The 23,515-nt window shown below is 67.6% G+C and carries 1 protein-coding gene (running past one end of the window); it reads left to right on the forward strand.

The features are described 5' to 3' along the window. A protein-coding gene (locus MFF24_RS00945; RefSeq protein ID WP_238221710.1) for an LEPR-XLL domain-containing protein crosses the window boundary here: on the forward strand, nucleotides 1–23,515 show its 5' portion. Its footprint extends 22,502 nt past the window's final position; only the first 23,515 of its 46,017 coding nucleotides appear in the window; the start codon lies at nucleotides 1–3; the stop codon falls past the right edge of the window.

Below are 23,515 nucleotides of genomic sequence, written 5' to 3' on the forward strand. Positions count from 1 at the left end.
ATGGCTTTTCCGTTCAAGTCGGAAGGCTTCTGGGGCCCCCTGTTCCGCCGTCGCGATCGTGCCCGGCTGGCCGTCGTGGAGACGCCGCGCGCGCCGCGCCCGTCGAAGCGGCAGCTCGTGCTGCACCTCAAGGCGAAGGCCGACCGCCTATTCAACCGCGACCGGCTGATCTTCGACCCGCTTGAGCCGCGCGTCCTCCTCGACGGCACCGCGGCCTACGAGATCACCAAATCGTTTGATCCGCTGGTGGCCGAGCACAAGGTGCTCGTCGAGCTGATCGAGACGAACCTGACCGCGACGAGCGACGCGGATAAGATCCAGCAGGTTCAGGTCTTCGCCTACACCAACGGTACGAAGGGCGCTCGGCTTCACACCTTCGGCGATGTCAGTAAGACGACGAACAGCGCGTTCACGATCACCGGGACGAGCGAGAAGGATCACATCGTCGTCGACGTCGCCTCGTTCGAGCGGCTGACCGGCAGTACGACGCCGACCCTGCTCATCAACGATCCCGCGAACGATGGCGGCCCGATCGACAACGGCGATACGATCGAACTTCTCAACCGCGCCAACGAAGAAGACAGCGCCGGCGCGACCTTCACTTTTGGAGGCAAGAACACCGGCTCGATCAAGGCCGGCAAGTTCGAAGGCAATTTCGCCGGTATCGGTAATCTCGTTGGCGCTGCGGGAGCCGACGACACGCTGGTCGCAGGGTCTTCGACCGGCATCCTCACCGGGGCGTTCAGCGGCGGCAAACGCAGCCTTCAGATTGAATTCTCGGCTGTGACCGCGAATGTCGACGCGACGTTGACGCAGTCGGGCACCACCCCGAACACCTATCTCCTGCAACGGTCGACCGAAGCGGAGAGCACGGCGGCGACTTTCGCGCCGATCGCCTTCACCGCGCCATCGACGAAGCTGGGCGTCCTGCTCGGCAGCGGCAACGACACGTTGCGCCTCGCGACACTGCCGCCGGGGCCGTCCTTCACCGTCTCGGGCGGAGCGGGCGCCGACAGCATCGTCTTCGACACTGCGCTGCGGGCAGATACCGGCAACCTCGGTTTGACCTTCGACGGCGGCGATGGCGACGACAAGATCAACCTGAACAAGAACCTCGAAGCCCTCGCCGGGTCGCTCGCGGTGACGTTCCACGGCGGTGCGGGCGACAACAGCCTGACCGTCGCTAAAGCAGCCCAGATCAAGGCCCGGGACGGCGTCGCCTTCACGCTCGGGGCAGTGGTGACGCCGGATCTGCCGGTCACCGGCAGCGATCCGACGGTCAAAAGCGCCGCCAAGATGGGCGTCGTCGTCAGCCAGGATGCGGTGATCGGCGGCTCATCGGTGGCGATCACGGTCAACAGTTCGACGACCGTCACCCGCGGCGAGACGAGCATCGGCACGGCGAGGCTGTCGGTCGAGGCGGACACGGCCGCGACGATCCGGCTGGCCGGCCGGATCGAGACCGCGGGCGAGGCCGCGCTGGTGACGAACGTCACCAATTCCGCGACCCTCACCTCGACGCTCGCCTCGCAGCTGCACCGCGTCTCGGCCAAGCAGAAGAACACGTCCACGATCGACGTCGGCGCCACGGACGCGATCAACGGCGGGACCGTGAAGCTCGCCGCCGACACGCAGGCGAACGTCACCATCAAGGCGATCGGCCTCGTGCTGTCGGGGCTCGAGAAGGTCAAGAATGATGCCACGCTGACTGCCGAGTCACTGACAGCGATCGTGAAAGGCGAGCAGGATCTCGGAGAGGTTCTCGGCGCGGCTGCATCCAAGGACGGCAAATCGATCGAGGATCTGTTCGCATCGGGCTTCATGAAGAAGTCGAAAACCGCGATCGAGAACGAGACGCGTGTCACGCTCGATGGCGGTGCGCAGGTCAGGCAGATCGGCACCGGCACGGTGGCCGGGAGCGACGCCGCCGTCCTGCTCAAGGCGACCGACGACACGAAGGCCCGGACGATGCTGGTGGCCACCGACGGCGTGTCGGTGCCGGTGATCGGCCGCATGCTCGATAACGTGCCGGGCGTTCTCAACCCCTTCGCGCTCTGGGCCGAGCAGGACGTCAAGCGCGTCACCCGGGTCGATCTCGGGTCTGCTTTCGAGAAACCGGCCGCTGCGGCGGCCAAGATCATCGACGCGGCCGGGGCGGTGACGCTGCAGGCCGGAAATTCCGGAACAGTGATCGCCCGCATCCGCGCCGCGACGCTGTCCGTCGACGACGTCAAAAAACCCACCAAGACGTCCGCCGGCGACGGTGGCGAGGGTTGGGACGGCGAGGAAACCGACAACTCGCTGCCTGCGCCGATCAAGACCGGCTACGCCAACAACACCGTCGATGACACCGTGCGTGTCGAGCTGCGCGGGGTTTCCGTTGCCGCCGCGGCGCTTCGGGCCGCCGCCGCCAACGTCACCACGGTCGAGGCGCGCGCAATCCAGGCGCAGAATACCCTGAAGGGCAGCACCGTCGCGCTCACCACGCTCTCGCGGCTGTCGATCGGCGGGGGCGCCCTGTCGATCACAGCGATCGATGCCGCCAGCGCCATGGCCATTGCCGAGCCGGTGGACACCGATACGCTGCAGGACACCACCGACGCGACGAAGGACGGAAAGGCACAGGAAGACCAGGCGAAGGCAGAGAAGGCGGCCCGCGAGTTCCTCGGCATCGGCCGCGGATCGGCCATCAACCTCGCCGAACGCGATGTGACGGCGAGGCTCGTCGACAGCGAGACGACCGCCGCCGACGTCACGCTCGTCGCGCAGAACAGCCTGGAACTCGTGGCCGAGGCGCAGGCGACCGGAGTCGCCAGCATCCTCGGAGCGGCGGGCTCCATCGCCGTCAACATCGTCCTCGGCAGCACGGACGCCACGATCACCGGCGGCAACGTGAAGGCCACGACCGGCGACGTCGTGGTCAACGCCGCCGATACCTCCACCATCGACGCCCGAGCCCGGACCACCGTCGACACCGCCTCCCGCGACGGTCAGCTCGGCATCACGGTTCCGTCCCTGGGTGCCGCCGCGGCGTTCAACATCGTCGGCTATGCGCTCAACGGGATGGGCTCGTCGGGCATCATCCCGAAGATCCTCAGCGCCTCGATCGATACCGTCCTCGGAACCGGTCTGCTGACGGCTGCGGCCACCCAGACGATCCGGGCCCGGATCGAGGGCGCGACCGTCGAGGCCGGCGGGCGCGTGCAGGTCACCGCGACGAGCGCGGGCCTCATCAATTCGACCGTCAGCAACACCATCGCCAACAAGACGCCCGAGCAGACTCTGCTGCAGGACATTGCCGCCGAGGGCAAGCGCGTCGCCATCAACCAAGTGAAGAGCGTGCTGAGGAAGCCGGCCTCCGCCGCCACGCAGAACAGCGTCGCCAAGGCCGGGACCGCCAGTTTCGGCGGCATCATCTCGACGAATCGGGTCGCGCGGGCGGCCTCGGCCGAGATCGTCGCGCTGAAGGTAGGGACAGACACCACCCTAGCCAAGGTGACCGGCACCGGCGCGCTCGAAGTTCTCGCGACGGACCGTGCGACGATCAACGCCAACGTGAAGCTCGTGGCCTCCAGCCAGGCCGCGAGCGATGGCGGCCTCGATCCGAACCTGATGCGGACCCCCTCCGATAACAGAGCCGGCAATGGCGCGCTCGATGCCATCCGGCAGGGGGCAAGCAACACGTTCTCGTCCATCAAGCAGCGCGTGAAGCAGGTGGACACCAAGCCGGATCCGGCGAACAAAACCGTCACCCTCAAACTCGGCAAGCGCATCCTTCTCGACTTCCCCGAGGCGCTCAACTCCGCGCCGATCGCGGCACGGACGCTGAACGCCGTGCCGCTCGGTCTCGGTGATGCGCTCAACAGCCGGCTGCCGGCCACTGCGCCCAAAATGCAGGTGGTCGCGAAGGACGGCGTCGTGCTCGTCGGTCCCGGTCACCCGTCCGGCAAGGGCGAGGTGAACACGTACTACCGCTACAAGCCGCTCACCGCCTCGGCGCCGCTGGACCTCAACAAGGTCGATTTCACCGACACGACGACGTGGCAGAAGATCGGCCAGCGCGGCGCCGTCTACGAGTGGATGGGGCCGGACCACAAGGTCCCTGACAACATCGAGCGCGAACTCAAGAAAGAGAACTACAGCGACCGCGACTTCTGGCGTCGGGTCGGGGACGGCGAGACCCAGCCCGGCAAGACGACGGGTTCCGGCGCCACGGCCATGGGCGGCATCGTCTCGCGCAACGACATTCGCGGCGGGGCCACGGCGATCATCGCCGGCAGCACGGCAATCAGGGCCGGCAGCGTCGCCATTACGGCCGAGCGCAATGCGGTGATCACGGCCCGGACCGACGCCACCGTCGAGGCGGTCGCCACCATCCGCGAGCAGCAGGGCAGCAAGGCCGACGGCCAGCCGGGCGCCGGCACCGCGAGTCCGATCCCAGGTCAGACCTCGTTGTTCGACCGCGGCAAGGCCGAGGGGACGCAGACTTCCGCTTCGAACGCCCTGGCCGTCAACGCCGTCATCTCCACCAACGTCATCCTCTCGACGGCGACGGCCCGCATCGACGGATCGACGATCACGACGACGACGGACGGCGACGGAGCCGTCTCGGTGAATGCGACCACCGGCGGCGCGATCACGTCCAGCGTCGATGCGCAGGTGACGGCGCTGTCGAGCGGTCCCGCCACCTCCGGCGACGAATCCCCGACGGTCGGCACCGCGGTACCCCCGACGACCACGGCGCGGGCGGCGGGCGTACAGCTCGCGTTCAACGCCATCGGATTCGACCTGAACAACCTCGCCTTTGCGACGCTGGACGCCCTCATCGGCGTGAGCCTCGGTCAGGGAGCGCCGCAGCAGGCGGTTGCCGAGATCACGAAATCCTCGGTGACAGCGACGGGGGCGGTTCGTGTCACCGCCGAATCCAGCGGCGTGATCGACGCCACGCTCGGCAACAAGGTGACGGCCGCGGCCCGCGCGGCCAGCGCCAACGCCCTCGCCGTCTCCGGGATCGTTGCGACGAACCGGGTGAGCGGCGCCGCCCGTGCCACGATCGATCTGACAGGCAGTTCGGTATCCGGAACCGACGTCACGGTCTCGGCGACCGACTCGGTCAAGATCGCGAGCACCACGACCGTGGGCGCGTCCGCTTCGGCCGTGAGCACCGGCTCCATCGGCGGCGTCGACAAGAGCGCGGAAACCCTGCTCGGCGATTACAAATACACGACCGCTTCCGGAAAAAGGCTAGTCAAGTTCGGAGAGAAGATCCGCCTCAGCGACACCTGGGCCGGCAAGGGTGAGAAGGGCGCCGTGTACCAGTACATGGGCGAGGACTTCGAACTCGTCGCCGATCTCAGCGACCCTCTGTCCAAAGACCAACGGCTCGATTTCAGCAACTTTGCCTATTGGAAGAAGCTCGACGCCACCAATGTGACATCCAGCCCGGTTGGGCCTCAATCGCTGAAGGGCAAGATCGCCGCCAAACTCCGCCCCGAGCCGGGCGGCACCTCCTCCCTCGGCCTCGGCGGCCTCATCGCGCGCAACGACGTCTCGGGGAAGGCCGAGGCATCGATCGTGAACGGTCAACTCACGGCCAGGGGCGACGTCTCGGTCACCGCGAAGTCGACCGGTGCCATCAAGGCGCTCGACGTCAGCGTGATCAGCGGCGGGAAGGCGGGCAACGGCGTGCTCGTGACCAACGCCGTGCTCAACGGCGCCACCGCCTTCATCGAGAGCACGACGCTCACGGGCGGCGCCGTCACCGTCACGGCCACCAATGCCTCCGACATCGATGCCAGCGCCCGCGGCAAGACGGCCGGCGACGGCAGCGTCGCGCTCGGCTTCACCCTCGCGTTCAACACCATCGGCTTCAAGCCGCAGAACGTGCTGTTCGATGCCGTCGATGCGATCGTCGGCGATCCGCTGATCGCGACCGCGACGGGCGCCGAGCAGTCCGCCGGTGCGACGGCCTTCATCACCGGCACGAGCAAGGGTTTGACGGCCAGGCGTGATGTGACGGTCGCGGCCGACAGCCGTGCGCAGATCAAGGCCGTGGCCGGCAGCGAGGTGGCGCAGGCCGACAGCGACTCGACCGTCCACAAGGCGCAGACCGGCGCGCAGGGCATCTCGGCCGGCGCCGTGCTCGCTTCCAACAAGGTCAGCGCCCGGGCGGAAGCCTATATCGGCGGGCCGGAGGAAACGGACACGTATCCTGCCAATACGACCGTCCCCGATCGGTCGAAAGTGATCTCGACCGGCGGCAGCGTCTTCGTCACCGCGACGAATCTGGCCGGCATCGACGCGTCGAGCACGATCATCTCGTCCTCGGCCGTGTCGGGCAGCGTCGCCCAACTCGCCAGCAAGGCTGCTTCGATCGCGCGCAACATCTACGACTACACGACAAAGTCGGGCACCAAGACGATCAAAGCCGGAGACCGGGTCCGGACTGAAGCGAAATTCACGGTCAAGACGGATAGCAGCACCGACCCGATCAGGGGTGAGGAGCCTAACCTCGACGGCCGCGTCTTCATCTTCGTCGGTGCCGCCAGCCGGTCGATGAATCTCGCCGATCAGGACTATACCAACGCGGCCAACTGGTTCGCGCTCGATGACGGCGCCGTCGTGTCGAAGAGTTCTTCGCCAGCCGGCACCGCGAGCACCCCGTCCGGCACGACCGGCACACAGCCGAGTGCTTCGAGCGGGGCGGCTGACGACTTGGAGACCAAGACCGTCACGACGCCGGAAGGCACCGTGACGATCACCCGCATGAAAGTTCCTGCGGCGCGGTACTCGTCCAAGGACGGCTATCAGGACATGATGGTCGGCCAGGGCGTGATGCTCTCGCGCAACGACAATCTGTCGAAGGGTGACAAGGGAACGATCTACATCTGGCGCGGGGCGGACAACACGCGCGTCACGCTCCACGGCGAGGACTACACCAGCGACAACTGGATTCCGGCGCCGGCCAAGACCGTAATGCCGGCGCTCGACAAGGTCTCCGACGTCAAGACTCCGGCGAAGACCACACCCGGCACTGCGCCAGGGACCAGCACCGTCACCCCGCCGACGACGACGCGGACGCCCGCCTCATCCTCCAAGTCGATCGGCGGCCTGATCGTTTTCAACGAGGTGAATGGCGGAGCCACGGCCCGCATCACCCGGGCCGACGTCACGGCCAACGCGGACATCACAGTCTCGGCCAAGGACGCGGCCAACATCGCCGCGGAGATCGTGAGCACGGTGACGGCCTCCGGCGGCGCCTCGTTCACCTCGAAGCCGGCAACCGGCTCGACAGGGACGGCGCCGGGGGACGGCAATGTGATCGCCGTCAACGGTCTGGCCGCGACCAACGTCGTGCGCGGCGGCGCGACGGCCTCGGTGCTGAACGCCAAGGTCGAGGCGACGCGCGGCGATCTCGCGGTCCGGGCCGAGAACACGGCAGGCGTCGACGCACGCCTGCGGGCCTCCTCGACGACCTCGGGCGGCGGCCAGGGCGGTGTTTCCGCGGCCGTCACACTCGCCTTCAACTCGGTGGGCTACGAGACCCAGAACCTGCTGTTCAACACCGTCGACGCGCTGATCGGCTCGCCGACGATCTCCGACGCGTTTGGCAAAGAGACCAGCTCGGGCGCCACCGCGACCATCGTCAGATCGACTGCCACGGCGGGCGGCGACATCGCCGTCACGGCCGTCTCGACCACCAAGATCAACTCCACCGTCAGCAACGCCGCCCAATCCTCCACCGACTCGATGAAGGGATCCGGTGGCACCGGCTTCGGCGTGGTTCTCGCGTCGAACAAGGTGAGCGGACGCGCGACCGCGCGCATCGACAACACTCCCGACTTTGTCAACCGCGGCACCCCCGGGGATATCACCGCGGGCGATGCCGTGATCGTCTCGGCGACGGATGCCGCTTCGATCGCCTCCAACGCGCAGCTCGTGACGAGCTCCACCGTCGTGAAGACCGACGGCGGTACGCTGACGAATCAGGCCAAGCTCAACAAGTTCCTGCCATCCGATTTCTCGACCAACCCGAACGAGGTGCAGTCGGCGACGATTCAGTCGAATCTGATCAAGAATCGCGCGGATCTTCTGCCGGCCGAGATCAACCGGCTCGAAGCCGAGATGTGGGCCGAGGTCGCGCGGGTGAAGCAGCTCGTGCTCGATCTGCAGGCTCGGCCGAACCAGATCGCCCAGCAGCTCGAGAGCGCGCAGCTCATGCTCAAGAGCCGCCCGGAGGCGAGCGACTATCTCACGAGCGTCTACACCACGCTCGTGGATGCGATGGATGCGGCCGCCAAGAACGTGCCGGCCGACAACCGGACCGACCTCAAGAAGAACCTCACCGACGCGGCTCTGAAGCTGCGCAACGAGACGAAGGGCATTGTCCTCAACAACTCGGCCGCCGACGCCGCCCGCGACACGGCCTACAAGTACGCGGCGGAGGCCGCGTTCCTCGGGCTGATCGACGACGCCGCCCTGCGCGCGAGCACCGAGGAGGCCAAGCGGACGGTCGGCGAGATGATCGGCCGTCAGGTCAGCATCATGCGCGCCAACCGCGAGGCGGTGGCCCAGATCGAGGAACTGCGCGACAAGCTCAACGCCTATCTCGCGCCGTTCGGCCTCAGCACCGACGTGATCGGCATTCTCGACCTGACCGCGTTCGGTCAGGTGAAGAAGACGGCTAACCCGCAGGACGTCACCTTCGGCGCGCGTGTCCGCATCGCTCAGGACTACGCCGACGGTGCCAACAAGGCGCCCTCCAAGACGACCGATGGCAAGGAAATCTCGGTCAAAACCGGCGACACGGTCTGGGACAACGGCAACAACTCCGTTCCCGGCGGCGCAGTCTATAAGTATGTCGGCGAGACGACGCTCCTGAAGCAGCAGCCGAGCAAGATTAAGTTTGACAGCCAGACGAACGGCAAGCCGGACTGGGTGAAAATTTCCTCCAAGCCGAGTGTTTACGCCGCGAACGAAATCTACATCTACATGGGCGAGGCGGCTAAACTCGATCTCGCCGCGCAGGACTACAGCGACAAGACGCTTTGGAAGCGCGCTCTTGACTCGAACTTCATCCCCGACGGTTTCGTCATCCCCGGTACCACGGCGACACCGACCCAGCCGTCGCCGGCGGCGACGGATCCGGCGACGCCGCTGCCTGTCGGCGATCCGTCCGCGAACAACCCCCAGCCCACGGCCATGCCGCAGAACGCGGCTGCGCTCGCCATCGGCGGACTCGTGGTGGTCAACAGCGTCCACGGGGGCGCCGCCGCGACGATCGCGGCGGCGACGGTCAAGACAGGGACGGGGGCCGTCACGGTGACGGCGCAGGAGACGGCCACGATCACCGCGACCGCCGACAGCGCCGCGACGGTCAAGTCTGCTGATTCCTACAAAAAGACGGCGCCGGCCAGCACCGGAACCGGGACACCGCCTGCAACAGGCACGCCCGCAGCGGGGACGCAGACGCAGACGAAGAGCGTCGCATTGGGCGGCATCATCGCCACCAACAGCGTGCTCGGCTCGGCCGACGCCAAGATCGTCGACAGCACGGTCACGACGAAGGCCGGCGGCGTGTCCGTGACCGCCTCGAACACCGCGACAATCGACGCCACCAACAAGACCAGTTCCACGAGCGACCTCGCCGCGGTGGCGCTCACGCTCGCCTTCAACACCGTCGGCTGGAAGGACCAGAACGTCCTGTTCCGCGCCGCGGACACGATCACCGGTCAGCCGCTGATCGGCGAAGCCTTCCAAAACGAAGCCGCTCCGGCCGGCGCCAGTGCACAGATCCTGAACACCGACGTGACCACGACCGGGACCGGTGCGGTTCTGGTCGAGGCGACGGCGAATGCCGGCATCAACGCCGTCGTCAGCAACAAGTCGAGCGCGTCCGGCAACGCCCTGAAGGATGCCAACGCCGTCGCACTCGGCTTCGTGCTCACCGGCAACATGGTGAACACCCGCGCGCTCGCGACGATCGACTCCGCTTCCGGCAAATCCATCGATGCGGGCGGCGCGCTCACCATCCGGGCGGACAGCGCGGGCTCGATCACCTCGGCGAACAGGCTTTCCGCCATCGCGAGCCTGACGAAGCCGAGCGTCTTGGAAGATTTTGCCGAAAAAATCCTGGCGAATTACGACTACACGAAGAAGTCTGGCGAGAAGAATCTCAAGTTCGGCGATCTCGTCTACAACAAGGAAAATGGCGACGATAAGGTCTACGTTTATATCGGCGAAAGCGCGAAGATTCAGCTCGCGGATGCTGTGTTTACCGACGGAACCAAGTGGCGGCTCAACAATGCCCGCGAGTTCCTCAAGTTTCTGCCCCCGGGTGTCCTGAACCTCGCTGACAGCAAGGATGCCAGCCCGTCCAGCACGAAGCCGGCGGAAGGCGCAACCTCCGCCTCGGACACCGCGGCGGCGAAGCCCTACGCCGTCGCCGTCAGCGGCATCCTCGTCTCGAACGACGTGCGCTCGACGGCCGAGGCCAGCCTCAAGAACATGACCGTGACGCGCGCCGGTGACGTGACCGTCGCCGCAAGGCAGACGGGCACGATCGAGGCTTCGGTCACGAGCAAGGTCGAGTCCAAGCTGAAGCCTGGTACCAAGCCGGGAGAGAAGGGAGCCATCGCCGTCGGCGCGGTGATCGCGGCCAACGTCGTCACCGGTTCCAGCACCGCCACCGTTGTCGGCTCCAGGCTCGGGGATGCCGGGAGCGGCGGGACCGTGGGCAACGTCACGGTCGAGGCCGCGAATACCGGCACGATTACCGCGACGGTCAGCAGCATCGTGGAATCCGCGGAAGTTGCCGTCGGCGTCACCGCGGCCTTCAACAAGATCGGCACGCCGAGCCAGAACGTCCTGTTCGACCTCTCCGACGCGATCGCCGGCACCGATCTCGGTACCGTCATCCAGGGCGCCAACCCCTTCGCGGCCACGGCCTCGATCTCGGGCAAGCCGGTCAACGCCACCGGCCTCGTCAAAGTCTCCGCGCAGTCGGATGCGAAGATCAAGGCCGAGATCAAGAACGCCGTCACCTCGGTCGGTTCGAACGTCACCAGCGTCGGGGCCGTGGTCGGCCTGAACTTCGCGCGCCTGTCCACCTCCGCGACCTTGTCGGGCATGGACAGCGTTAGGGCGGCTGGCGTCACGGTGAGCGCCCTCAGCACGTCGAAGATCGATGCCGTCGTCACGGCACCCGTGACTTCGGTGGCCTACCGGATGCAGTCGACGCAACCGCCTGCGACCGATCAGTCCGGGGGCGGACAAACCGGCGCCCAGACGCCAGCGCAAACGGCCCACAGCGTCTCGGTCGCCCTCAGCATCGCCCGCAACACCATCGTCGACGAGACCTTGCTCGCCGGTATCGACGAGGTAGGCGAGGTGACCGCAAGCGCGGGCGACGTGCGCGTGATCGCCAAGAGCGGCGCGGAGATCAATGCCAAGGCAACGGCCACGGCGATCGCGGTGCTGATCAGCACCGAGGGGGGGAAGAATTTCAGCTTCGCCGGCGGCGGCGCGCTCGGCTTGAACACCATCCTCGGGGGTGCCCAGGCCCGCATCGCCAGCACCAAGTCCGCCACGATCAGTGCGAACGGTGACCGCGCTCCCGATGCGAATGGTGAGGGCGGACAGGGCAATATCACCGTCTCGGCCGGCAGCGCCTCCAAGATCGAGGCGGAAGTCCAGGCCGCCGCGGTGGCGGTGGCCATCGGCAAGGGCAAGTCGGACGCGGTCGCCATCGGCGTGACGCTCGCGTTCAACATGATCGGCTTCTACGGCAGCGGCCTGCCGGTCGGCGCGGACTTCAAGAAGGGGATCGCCCGGTCCTTCGACGTCCGGGCCGGCGTGACGGGCACGCGCCTGACGGCGGCCCGCAAGGTCCTGGTCGAGGCGACCTCCCAGGCTTCTATCACGGCCAGGACCGTGGCGGCTGCCGTGGCGGTGGGAGCCTCGACGGGCGGAGACACGACAACAGGTGCCGGCGGCAACGTCGTCGGCGCCGGCGGCGGGCTCTACGTCGGCAACAAGATCGTCACGGCCACGACCGCCGTGATCGACGGCAGCACCGGCACGAACGATGCCGTGAAGTCGGGCGCGGAGGGCATCACGGTCTCGGCGACCGACCGCTCGAACATCAGGGCGACCTCTGTCGCCCTCGCCGTGTCAGCGAACCTGAGCGGCAAGTCCAGCGGCGGCGAGGAGAAGCCGAGCGTCGCCATCGGTGCGGCGCTGGCGAACAACGAGATCACCAGCGACGTCACGGCCCGGATCATCCAGGTCGCCGATCTCTCGACCTCCGGTGCGGTGAAGCTTTCGGCGAACCGCAGCGCGGAGATCTTCGCGCAGACGTTCGCGGCCTCGGTGGAGGCGGCGATAGCCGGTCAGGGCAAAGGCTTCGGCGTCTCCGGCGGCGGTGCCGTCGCCCTCAACACGGTCGGCGGCTCGACCGTTGCCGAACTCGCCGGTTCGAAGGTCGGGGACGGGGCGGATGCCGTTTTCAAGGCGGGTAGCCTCGAAGTTCTGGCAAGCGACACGGCCAAGATCGCGGCGCTGACCGGCGCTCTGTCGATCGCCGCCAACGGCTCGGCGCAGGGAGCGGCGACCGGTATCGGCGTCGGCGCCTCGGTTTCCAACAATGTGATCGCCGCCGGTGCCGCCGTGCGCGCCACGATCTCCGGCACGCCCGTCCGGGCGGTGGGGGCCGTCCGGGTTGCCGCGACGTCCAACCAGACGATCGACGCCACCACGGTCGCCGTCTCCGTCGGCGTGAGCGCCAGCGGAAGCGATAATTCGGCGTCCGTGAACCTCGCCGGTTCTGCCGCCCACAACGTCATCGACATCGCCACCACGGCACAGATCCTCGGTGCGGTCGCGATCGAGGCCGGCGCCGTCACGGTGCGGGCCGACAACAGCTCGACCATCTCCGCGGCCGTGGGGGCAGCCTCGATCGCCGCCGCATTCGGTTCGAAGGATTCGTTCACCGTCGCCCTCGCAGCGAGCCTCGCCCTCAACAAGATTTCGGGCGGTGTCAGCGCCGGCATCACGGATGCCACGGTGAGAACGCTCGCGGGCGGCGTCACGATTGCTGCCACGCGCACGGGGACGATCAGCACAGGGGCCGCAGCAGCCAGCATGGCCATCGGCGTCGGCGGCGGGAAGGGCCTCGGCGTCACCGGAGCCGGCGTCGCGGCGGTGAACCAGATCGACAGCACCACCACGGCCTCGGCCACGAATGCCACGATCGATGCGCAGGGCGCCGTTGCCGTCGAGGCCGGAAGCACGGCCACGATCACGTCGAACATCCTCAGCGCCGCGCTCGCGGTGGGCGGCGGCTCCGACAGCGGCGGCGCGGGCGCACTGGGCGTTGCCATCGCCTACAACGAGATCGGGCGCTGGAATGCGTACGATGCCGATCATCACACCCTGAACCAGGCGCCGGTCCTCGGCGGCCGCGCCGGGGTCTCGGCCTCCCTCACGAACACCACGGTCAAGGCGACCGGTGCGCTGTCCGTGACCGCCACGACCGACAACACGATCACGGCGAACATCGCCGCGATCGCGGCCGGTGCCACGGGGTCCGCCGGCAAGGCCGTGGCGGTGAGCATCGGCGGCACGTTCGCCATGAACAGCATCGGCCTTGCGACGCTTGCGTCGATCAACGGTGACGGAACCGGTGCCACGCCCGGAATCCAGGCTGCGAGCGCCACGATCACGGCGCAGGACCTCTCGGAGGTGACGGTTCGGGCCCTGTCGGCCAGCCTCGCGCTCGCCGCGACCTCGGACAACGCCGTGTCGATCGCCGTCGGCGGCAGCATCGCGCTCAACACCATCGCCAACGACGTCTCAGCCACCGTGACCGGTGTCGATCGAGGCCTTCAGACTATCGATGCGATCGTCATCTCGGCGAAATCGGCGGGTAAGATCACGGCGAATGCGGCCTCGGCCGCGATCGCCGTGGCCGGGGCCGGCTCGAATGCCGTGCCGATTAGCGCGGCGGTGACCTACGCCCGCAACGTCATCACCACAAGCACGCGGGCGCAGGCCGCCGAGAGCCGTCTCGTCACCTCTGGCACCGGCGGCGCCGTGAGCGTCCGGGCCGAAGCCTCCGCTCGGATCGACGCCGCGATCGCGGCGGCCTCCCTGGCCATGGGCGTGGGCGGCAAAGACGCCGTCGCCGTCGGCATCGGCGCGGCCATCGCCGAGAACCGCATCGGTCTCTGGTCCAGCTCCGGCAGCGATGCCACGACCAGCTACGCCCTGGACAAAAACGGCGGCACCGTGGTCGAGGCGTCTCTGACCCGCGTCGGCGTCAACGCGAAGGGCGCGCTTAGCGTCGAGGCGGCGTCAGCGAACGAGATCAACGCCAGCATCGTCGCTCTATCGGCCGGGCTCGCCGGGGCCGGTTCGAACGCCGTCGGCGTCAGCGGGGGCGCCACCACCGTCGTCAACGCCATCGGTGTGACCACGCAGGCCTTCATCGAGGGCAACGGCGTCGCCAACAGCGCCGTCGGAAGCAATGCGATCCAGGCCGGCGCCGTCTCGGTGAAAGCCGCCGATACCTCCCGGATCAAGGCCGCCGCCGTCTCCGCCGCCGTCAGCGCGGCCTTCGGCGGCACGAACGGGGTCGCGGTCTCGATCGGCTTCGCGCTGGCGCTCAACACCATCGACGCCGCCGTCAAGGCCGGCATCGGCAACGTCGCGGACGGCATCGATGCCGGCACCGGCGCGGTTCTGGTCGATGCCCTCAGCGGAGCCGCGATCGAGACCGAGACGGCGGCTGCGGCCGTCAGCATCGGCGGCGGCGGGACCGCCGGCGTCGCCGTCGCGGGCGGCGGTGCGCTCGCCTTCAATTCGATCCGGCCGGTGACCCGTGCCGCCGTGACCTCGAGCACGATCAGCCAGAGCGGCAGCGTCACCGTCACCGCCGCCGCCAATTCGACCATCTCCGCCCTCGTGGCGGCGGCGTCGGTGGCGGCCGCCGGAGGTGGCTCGGCCGGCGTCGGCGTCGCCATCGGTGTCTCGGTGGCGGCGAACCGGATCGGCGACTGGACCTCGAAGGGCGAGGGGCGCGACCGCGTTGATACGGCGGCGGCCGAACAGACCTCCGTCGTCGAGGCCGTCCTGAGGGGCAGCAGCGTCAAGACCGGCGGCGCGCTCACTGTCGGTGCGACGTCCGCGCAGACCATCAAGGCCCAGGTCGCCGCTGCGGCGGCCTCGATCGGCGGCGGCGGCTCGGCCGGCGTCGGCGTGTCGGCGGCCGGCGTCACGGTCATCAACGCGATCGCGATCGCAACCCGGGCCGTCATCGACGGCGACGGGGCGACGGGCATCGAGGCCGGCAGCGTCACGGTGCGCGCGTCGGACAATTCCGCGATCGATGCCCTTGCCGGCTCCGCGTCTCTCGCAGGATCCGGCGGCGGGTCCGCCGGCGTCTCGGTGGCGGTCGGCTTCACGCTGGCGCTCAACAGCATCGCCGGCAGCGTCGAGGCGAAGATCGTCAACGCCGACACCCTGCTGCGCACGACCGGCGCGGCCGGCGTCGCGGTGAGCGCCACACGGGCGGGCCGCATCTCGGCGGCGGCGGCCGCGGCGGCAATCAGCCTCGCGGGCGGCGGCGCGGCCGGCGTCGGCGTCTCCGGCGGCGGTGCCTTCGCCTCGAACCGCATCCTCGGCTCGGTGAACGCCACGGTGGAAGCCAGCCGGATCACCACTCTGGGCAGCGGTGGCCTGACGGTGAGCGCGACCGGATCCTCCGAGATCACGGCGATCATCTCGTCGCTTTCCGCCTCCGGCGGTGGTGGCGGCGCGGCCGGCGTCGGCGTTGCGCTGGGCGTCAGCGTTGCCGAGAACCGGATCGGCGAGTGGTCGAGCACGGGCGCGAATGCGGACCGGACCGATACGCTCAACGACAAGGGCGCCGTGGCCGTCCAGGCTGCGGTGAAGAACGCGATCCTCGACATCGCCGCTGCCCTCACGGTTCAGGCGAGGGCGAGCCAGAAGATCTCCGCGACGGTCATCGCGGCTGCTGCCGCGATCCAGGGCGGCGGTGCCGCCGGCGTCTCGGGAAGCGCGGCCGGTTCCGTCACGGCCAATGCGATCGGCGTGGTGACCTCGGCCACGATCGATGGCGACGGGACCGGCGCGGACGCCGGCATCAAGGCCGGCAGCGTCACGGTCACTGCCGCGAACACGGCCGAGATCACGGCGGTGACCGGTGCCGCCTCACTCTCCGGCGCGGGCGGCGGTGCGGCGGGCGTCGGCGTGGCCGTCGGCTTCGCGCTCGCCATCAACAACATCGCGGGCGGAATCCAAGCCTCGATCGCCAATGTCGATGCCGGGTTGACGACCCGCAACGGCGGCGTCTCGGTCGGCGCGCGCAACAACGCGAAGATCCGCGCGGCCTCGGCGGCGGCGGCCGTCTCGATCGGCGGCGGCGGCGCGGCGGGCGTTTCGGTGAGCGGCGGCGGCGCGGGCGCGCTGAACGTCATCACGATGGGGACGAGCGCCTTCATCAAAGACAGCCGGTTGACCGTGCAGGGCGGCAAGTCTGCGGTGACGGCGGAATCCACCGCCGACATCCAGGCCCTGATCACCGCGGCGGCAGCAGCGGCCGGTGGCGGCGGTGCGGCCGGTGTCGGCGTCTCGGTCGGCGTCGGCGGTGCCGAGAACCGCATCGGCAACTGGGACATCACGCGCACCGACGGCAAGCGCGACGCCGCGCTCAAGAGCACCGCGCCGATCGAGGCCTATCTCAGCAATACGAGCGTGGATTCGGACAGCGCGCTCGACGTCACCGCCACCTCGAACCAGACGATCCGGTCGGCCGTCGCGGCGGTCTCGGCGTCGATCCAGGGCGGCGGCGCGGCGGGCGTCAGCGTCGCGGGGGCCGGTGTCGGCTCGACCAACCTCATCGGTGTCGCGACTCGTGCCTTCATCGACGGCGACGGCGCCTCCGGTATCCGCGCGTCGCAGATCGCGCTCTCGGCGAAGGACACCTCCAAGATCACGGCCATCGTCGGCTCGTCCGGCATTGCCGGCAGCGGCGCGGGCGTGGCGAGCGTCGGGGTCACCGTCTCGGTCTCGCAGGCCAACAACATCATCGGCAACGTCGTCGAGGCAGCGATCCGCAACGCGGATACCGGCATCACCACGACCTCCGGCAACCTCTCGGTCGAGGCCGAGAGCGGCGGCACGATCGAGGCGATCGCGACCGCGGCCTCCGTCAGCATCGGCGGGGCCGGCATCGCCAACGTCCAGGTCGCCGGCGGCGGCGCCGGCGCGCTCAACATCATCACCACGAGCACCCGCGCGGCGATCGAGAAGGCTGATGGGCAGACAGCGCTCAACAAGGTGACGAGCGGCGCGGGCCTGCGCGTGGCCGCGACGAGCAGCCAGGAGATCAAGGCCACGGTGGTCGCCCTGTCCGCCGGTGGCGGCGGCGCGGGCATCGCCAGCGTCCCGGTGGCGATCGGCCTCTCCGGCGCGCAGAACATCATCGGCAAGTGGAAGACCGTCGATTCCGATAACAAGAGGCTCGACCAGCCGACCCTCGACAAAGACGGCGGCGCTAAGGTCGAGGCACTCATCGCCGACACGGTGGCGGACGCGCAGGGCACCGTCTCGGTGACGGCGACCTCGGCCGGCACCATCGACGCGACCGTCGCGGCCGCCTCGGTCGTCGTCACGGGGGCCGCGGTGGCCGTCGGCGTCGCCGGCTCCGGCAGCTATTCGGGCAACGCGATCAGCTTCGCCACGAAGGCGGCGATCACCGGCGTCGCGACGACCGTGACCGCCGGCGACGTGACGGTGCTCGCTACCAACCGGTCCGCCATCAGCGTCGATGTCGGCGCAGCCGCTGTCGCGGCCGCTGGCGGCGCTGTCGGCGTCGCGCCCTCGATCAGTGTCGCCACGGCCCTGAACGTCATCAACAACGCCGTCATCGCCGGGATCGACGGCGCCGCCGTGACCACACGCTTGGGCGCCATCCGGGTCTCGGCGCAGGTTCCGGCCGACGACCCCGCCACGAGCGCCGTCGAAGGCGCGAGCATCCGCGCCCGCGTCGCTGCGGCCGCCGTGGCGCTCTCCGGCGGTGGCGTGGCCGTCTCGGTGGCAGGCGGCGGTGCCGTCGCGACCAACATGATCGGCGGCACGACCCGCGCGCAGGTCACCAATGCCCGGCTGAAGACGGTCGACAACCCGGCCGGCGCGGTCGCGGTCACGGCCGCCAACAACAGCCGGATCGAGGCCGAGGTCGCGGCGCTCGCAGCCGGCGCCAGCATCGGCGGCACCGCGGTCGGGGTCAGCATCGGCACCGGCGTGGCCGTCAACCTCATCGGCAGCACGATTACGCAGAAGGTCAACGGCGAGGACAAGACGACCACCTCGGCCGACATGGCCATCGAGGCCCTGTCGAAGGACACCACGATCGAGGCGGGCGGCACGCTCTCCGTCACGGCCGATTCCGGCCAGACCATCCGGGCCAACGTCGCCGCGGGCTCGGTCGCCCTCTCCGGGGGAGCCATCGCCCTCAGCGCCGCCGGCGCGGGCGCCGGTGCCCATAACCGGATCGGCGCGACGATCAGCGCCTCGATCGACGGAGACGGTGCGGGCGACAAGATCAAGGCGGGTGCCGTGACGGTCGCGGCGCGCGACCGCTCCACCCTCGCCGTCGAGACCGGCGCGGCCTCGGTCGCGGCCGCCTTCGGCTTCTTCGGCGGCGCGTCCTTCTCCCTCGCCGTCGCGGCGGCGGACAACGCGATCGACAACGAAGTCACGGCCGCCATCCGGAACCTCGGCGGCGCGCACGGACTCGCGGTCAGCGGTGCGGTCAATGTCACCGCCAGTGAGAACGCGAGCCTGACGAGCCGCTCCCGCGCCGGGTCCATGGCCGCGAACGCCTCGATCTTCGGCGTGGCCGTCGCCGGTGGCGGCGCCGGCACCGGTGACACCGTCACCAGCAAGACGAATGCCGGCATCTTCAACAGCAAGGTCACCGCCGCGGGCGACGTCTCCGTTCAGGCCAGCGACACGACCTCGGTCGATTCGCAGGTGCTCGGCATTTCCGTGGCCGGCGGCCTGCTGGCCCTGGCGGCCGGCGGCTCCGTCGCCACGGTCGATGTGAAGCCGACCGTCGAGGCCAAGCTCGAGAAAAGCACGATCGTGGCCGACGACGTCGTCGTCACCGCGACCGTGACGCCGTCCGCCTATGCCAAGGCGACCGGCATCAATGCCGGCACCGCCGCGGTCGGCGCCTCGACCGCGCTCACCAACGTGGCCGCGACCGTCTTGGCCTCGACCGAGACGACAGGGCTGACCGCTAACACGGTGACGGTGCTGGCTAGCCTTGCCCGCGGTACGAACCCGACGGCGCAAGCCGAGGCGACCGGCGCGGTCGGCGGGTTGATCGGCATCGATTCGACGGTGACCAAGGCGACCAATTCCAGCAGCATCAAAGCCACTTTCGGCACCGGAACGGTAATCAACGTGGCGCGGGCGGTGTCGCTCGCCGCAACGAGCGCGACGCAGCAGCGGGCGAACGCCAACAGCGCCAGCGCCGGCCTGGTTGCGACCGGCGCGACGGTCTCGCTCGCGGAATCCGCCACGGAGACCGCCGCCGAGGTCACCGCCGTGGACACGATCCGCGCCGGATCGTTCTCGCTCACGGCAACCGGGACCGACGACAACCTGGCGGCCGCCACCGCCGGCTCCTACGGCCTCGCCTCGGGCGCTGCCGCCGTCACCACCACGCAGACGGGCGGCAGCACCAAAGCGACGCTGGACACCGGGGCCAAGGTCGATCTGATCACCGGCCGCGCGGGCTCTGGCCTGTTCTATCTGAACGCCGACCACACCACGATCACCAACGGGCGGATCACAACCAACAGCTACGGCGCTCTGGCCGGCAGCGGCGCCGCGTCGACCAACACCGTCACCCATGCCGTGACGGCCACCATCGGGGGAGCGGCGGACGTTCTGGCCTATGACATCGCGGCCAGCGCACGAAACGCCGTGCAGAAGCCGCTCCTGTCGAGCCCGAACATCGACGGCAGCACCGGCGGCCTCGCCAGCGGCGCCGGGGCGACGAGCCGCACGGTGCTCGGCCTGTCCACGGCGGTGGACATCGGCAGTGCTGCCAAGCTCGAGACGACCGGCTTCACCGGTGCCTACGGCAATGTCACCTTCGCGGCGCTCAACGACGTCAACGTCGCCGACAAGGTCGTCCTGAAGACGGCCGGTGCGCTCTCGGGCGCGGGTGCCTCGGCCTCGCTCTCCGGCCAAGCCGGTGCTGGGCTCGACGCCACGATCACCGTCGGCGACAAGGCCCAGATCCTCACGCTGGGCAATCTCTTCGCCACCGCCAACACACGGGTGACGGCCGCCATCGTGGCCAACACCGACACCACCGGCGGGGTCACCGTCGCCACCGGCGGCACCGACATCACGCTGCGGCCGAACAATGCGGTCACGATCGGCACGGGCGTCAAAGCCAAAGCCTACGGCAACCTGACCCTGTCCGCCGGCAAGCAGGCCGATCTGTGGGACGACCGCTACGATCTCTCGGCGCGCACCGACACCTTCGCCGGCAGCGCGATCCCGATCCAGTCGATCACGGCCAAGATCGACCTGAACCAGGCCAACACCATCACAGTCCGGTCGGATGCGGTGCTGGAGACCGGCGGCGACGCCGTGTTCGCCGCCAACCGGGACAGTGGCAACACCCGTGCCGACGCTAAGGCGAAGGGAACGAGTTGGGCCACGAAGGGCGCTGCGGTGATCGACAGCTTGCTCGGTGGCCAGCCTGAAGCGGTACAGGCGGGTGATGCGAGCACCAAATCAATCGGTCGCGTCATCATGGATGGGACCGTCGTCACGGGCATCATCAGCGACATCGAGATCGTTCTCGAACAGTTGGTGCTGAAGCAGGGAACTGCCTCCTATCTTCCGGGGGACGAGCGCCAGATCATCGTCGCAAGCACGCCCGGCCAAACCACCTTGACCGGGACGATCTACCTCGGCGGCGTCGCCATCGACGCGAATGGCAATTTCGTGACGGACGGGCGGGCGACGAAGTCCTTCACCCTGAGCCAGGATACCGGCGGTGCAACGACGTTCCTGACGGCACCCAGGCTGCCGATCACCATCGCGATGGGGACCGAGGTGCAGCGCTCCGGCCTGATCGACGCCTTCAACGACGCGATGGCGAAGAGGACGGAGTCCGCGCGCGACATCAACCAGTACAATTTCTACAACAACGAAATGGAGCGCATCGCCGGGATTCTGGTCGCACAGGACGTCATTACGAGGATCTCGAGAAAGGACGGCAAGATCGTCGGTATCGAGACCAAGCTCAACACGGCCCAAGTCATCACGATCGGTTCCTTCACCGCGGGCGCCGGACGCATCTCCGTATCCGCCGACGCGCTCACCGGAAAAGGCGCCTTCAGAGCGAAGGAGTCGGGTAATGTCGAGATCACGAACAAGGGGTCGGCGACCCTGCGGATCGGCGGCATCACCATGCCGGAATCCGCCGGCGGCCTGAGCTTCAACGGCACGATCGTTTCCTTGGCAAATCAAGATTCGGCCAAGAGCGCGATCGAGACGATTAACAAGAAGAGCGCAGGAGAGGATAATTTCGTAACAGGTTTCGTTGAGTTCAAAGAAATTGCCTCGGGCGGCAAGTTCAGCGATGCGCCCGCCAGCACGATCACGATCAAAAATACGCTTGGCAAGACTCTCGATGATTTGAGGAACGAAGTTCCGGCCCCCGCACTGATCATCGCGGGTGCGATCATCGCACCGAACGCCATATTCGAGGCGGCCAGCATCGGCGATCTGTTCTTTACGGAAGGTGCGCCCGTCAAAGTAAAAGACAACAAGTCCGGCTCCCATCAAACGATCTCGATCGGATCCCCCGGCATCATCAACGACAAATCTCTCTACGAAGTCGGGGCCTCGCCCTATGCTGAGGTAAAGGGCGCGTTTGTCGATCGTGGATTTAAGCCTTCGAGTGTCGACAGCATCATTGATAAGCTATCCGTCAAATCCGGAGAGCCGAATCTCCAAGCAAATCAAATCTCGATCAATGCTCAATACGTCAATGTCAACGGTCTGATCCGCAGTGGGATTTCGAACTACGAGATCAAAGTCGATCAAGCGGCGGAGCGAGAAATCGAAGCTGCTCTTGCGGACAAGAAAGAGCGTTACGTTACGATTGAAGGGCTTTCTCAGAAAGGAATCTTCACCGTTCAGCTCGATACCGTGACGGAGCAGATCATTGTTCTCGACCTTGTGACCTATGGCGGTAAGATCGATATTACCGCAAACATCCTCAACACCGGCAAGGATACAGGGCGGATCGAGGCGCTGGCCGGCTACTCGAACATTACGATCGAAAACCATTCAAAGTACGACGTTGTCGTCCGCAAGCTGAACAATGCCAACCGCGGTGCGGGCGAGGTCAATTTGTACGACCTCTCTTATAGCGACGACGACGTAAAATACTTGAAGACGACTTTCAAATCGACAAAGAACGCGGCGGGACTCGATGCGGTCTCGAAGACCGTCAGCACGATCTACAAGGACCCGAATAAGGCAGCGAACCCGGGCGCGGACATTCCCGTGCAGGTCGGGCGCAATGCGATCTATCAGCCGAAGGATGGCTGGCGTTACGCCTACACAGTCACCGAAACATCGAAGGTGACCGAGTCCGTCACGAAGGGAACATCGTCCTGGGCCGGCATCGATGCTCTGGCAAGAGATCCCGCTAGCCTGACGGGGTTCAAAGTCGAATCCAACAACGACACGAGGATGCTTCCGGAAGGGACGTACTATTATCTCGATGCGAGCGACAACACGTCGTATGCTCACTACGGATCCAGTACGAATCCGGACGGCGCGCAGAATGATCCGGCGAAGATCGCAAAAACTTGGGAAACATCGACCTGGTATGGAAAGAAGACCTATTGGACGCTTTGGAAAAAGGAATACGGTCAGACCACGACGGCGAAGGCCAGCATTGAGGCCGATCGTCCGATTCAGGTGTCGTTCTACGGTTCCGATAAGGGCGACATCAGCATCGTCTCGACGGGCACCGGACGGGTTCTGCTGGAAGGCAATATCGTCAACGCATCGGGCAAGGTGACGATCGACGCCAAGGGCTCGATCGAGCAGACCAGGGACACGGTCACGATCTCCGCCGCGACGGTGACCCTCACCTCGCAGTCGGGCAGCATCGGCACGGGGACGGCGGCTTTCGGTAGCGACAAGAACGCGGGTGCCGTGGCCACGGCCGGGTCGCGGGCGCTGCGAGTCGAGGGCACCTATACCACTGACGACAAGGGCAACCGGACCTACACGGCGCCGGTCGTGCTGACGGCTTCGGCCGCGGGATCGGTCTACATCGAGAATGTCGGTGGTACGGACCTGCAGATCGACTCCGTCCGTTCGCGAGACGACGACGTTGCTCTCGTCTCCGCGCCCGGTATCGTCGTGGCAAAGGACAAGGCCG

Source organism: Methylorubrum aminovorans (assembly GCF_022179725.1).
In the GTDB taxonomy this organism is placed as follows: Bacteria; Pseudomonadota; Alphaproteobacteria; order Rhizobiales; family Beijerinckiaceae; genus Methylobacterium; species Methylobacterium aminovorans.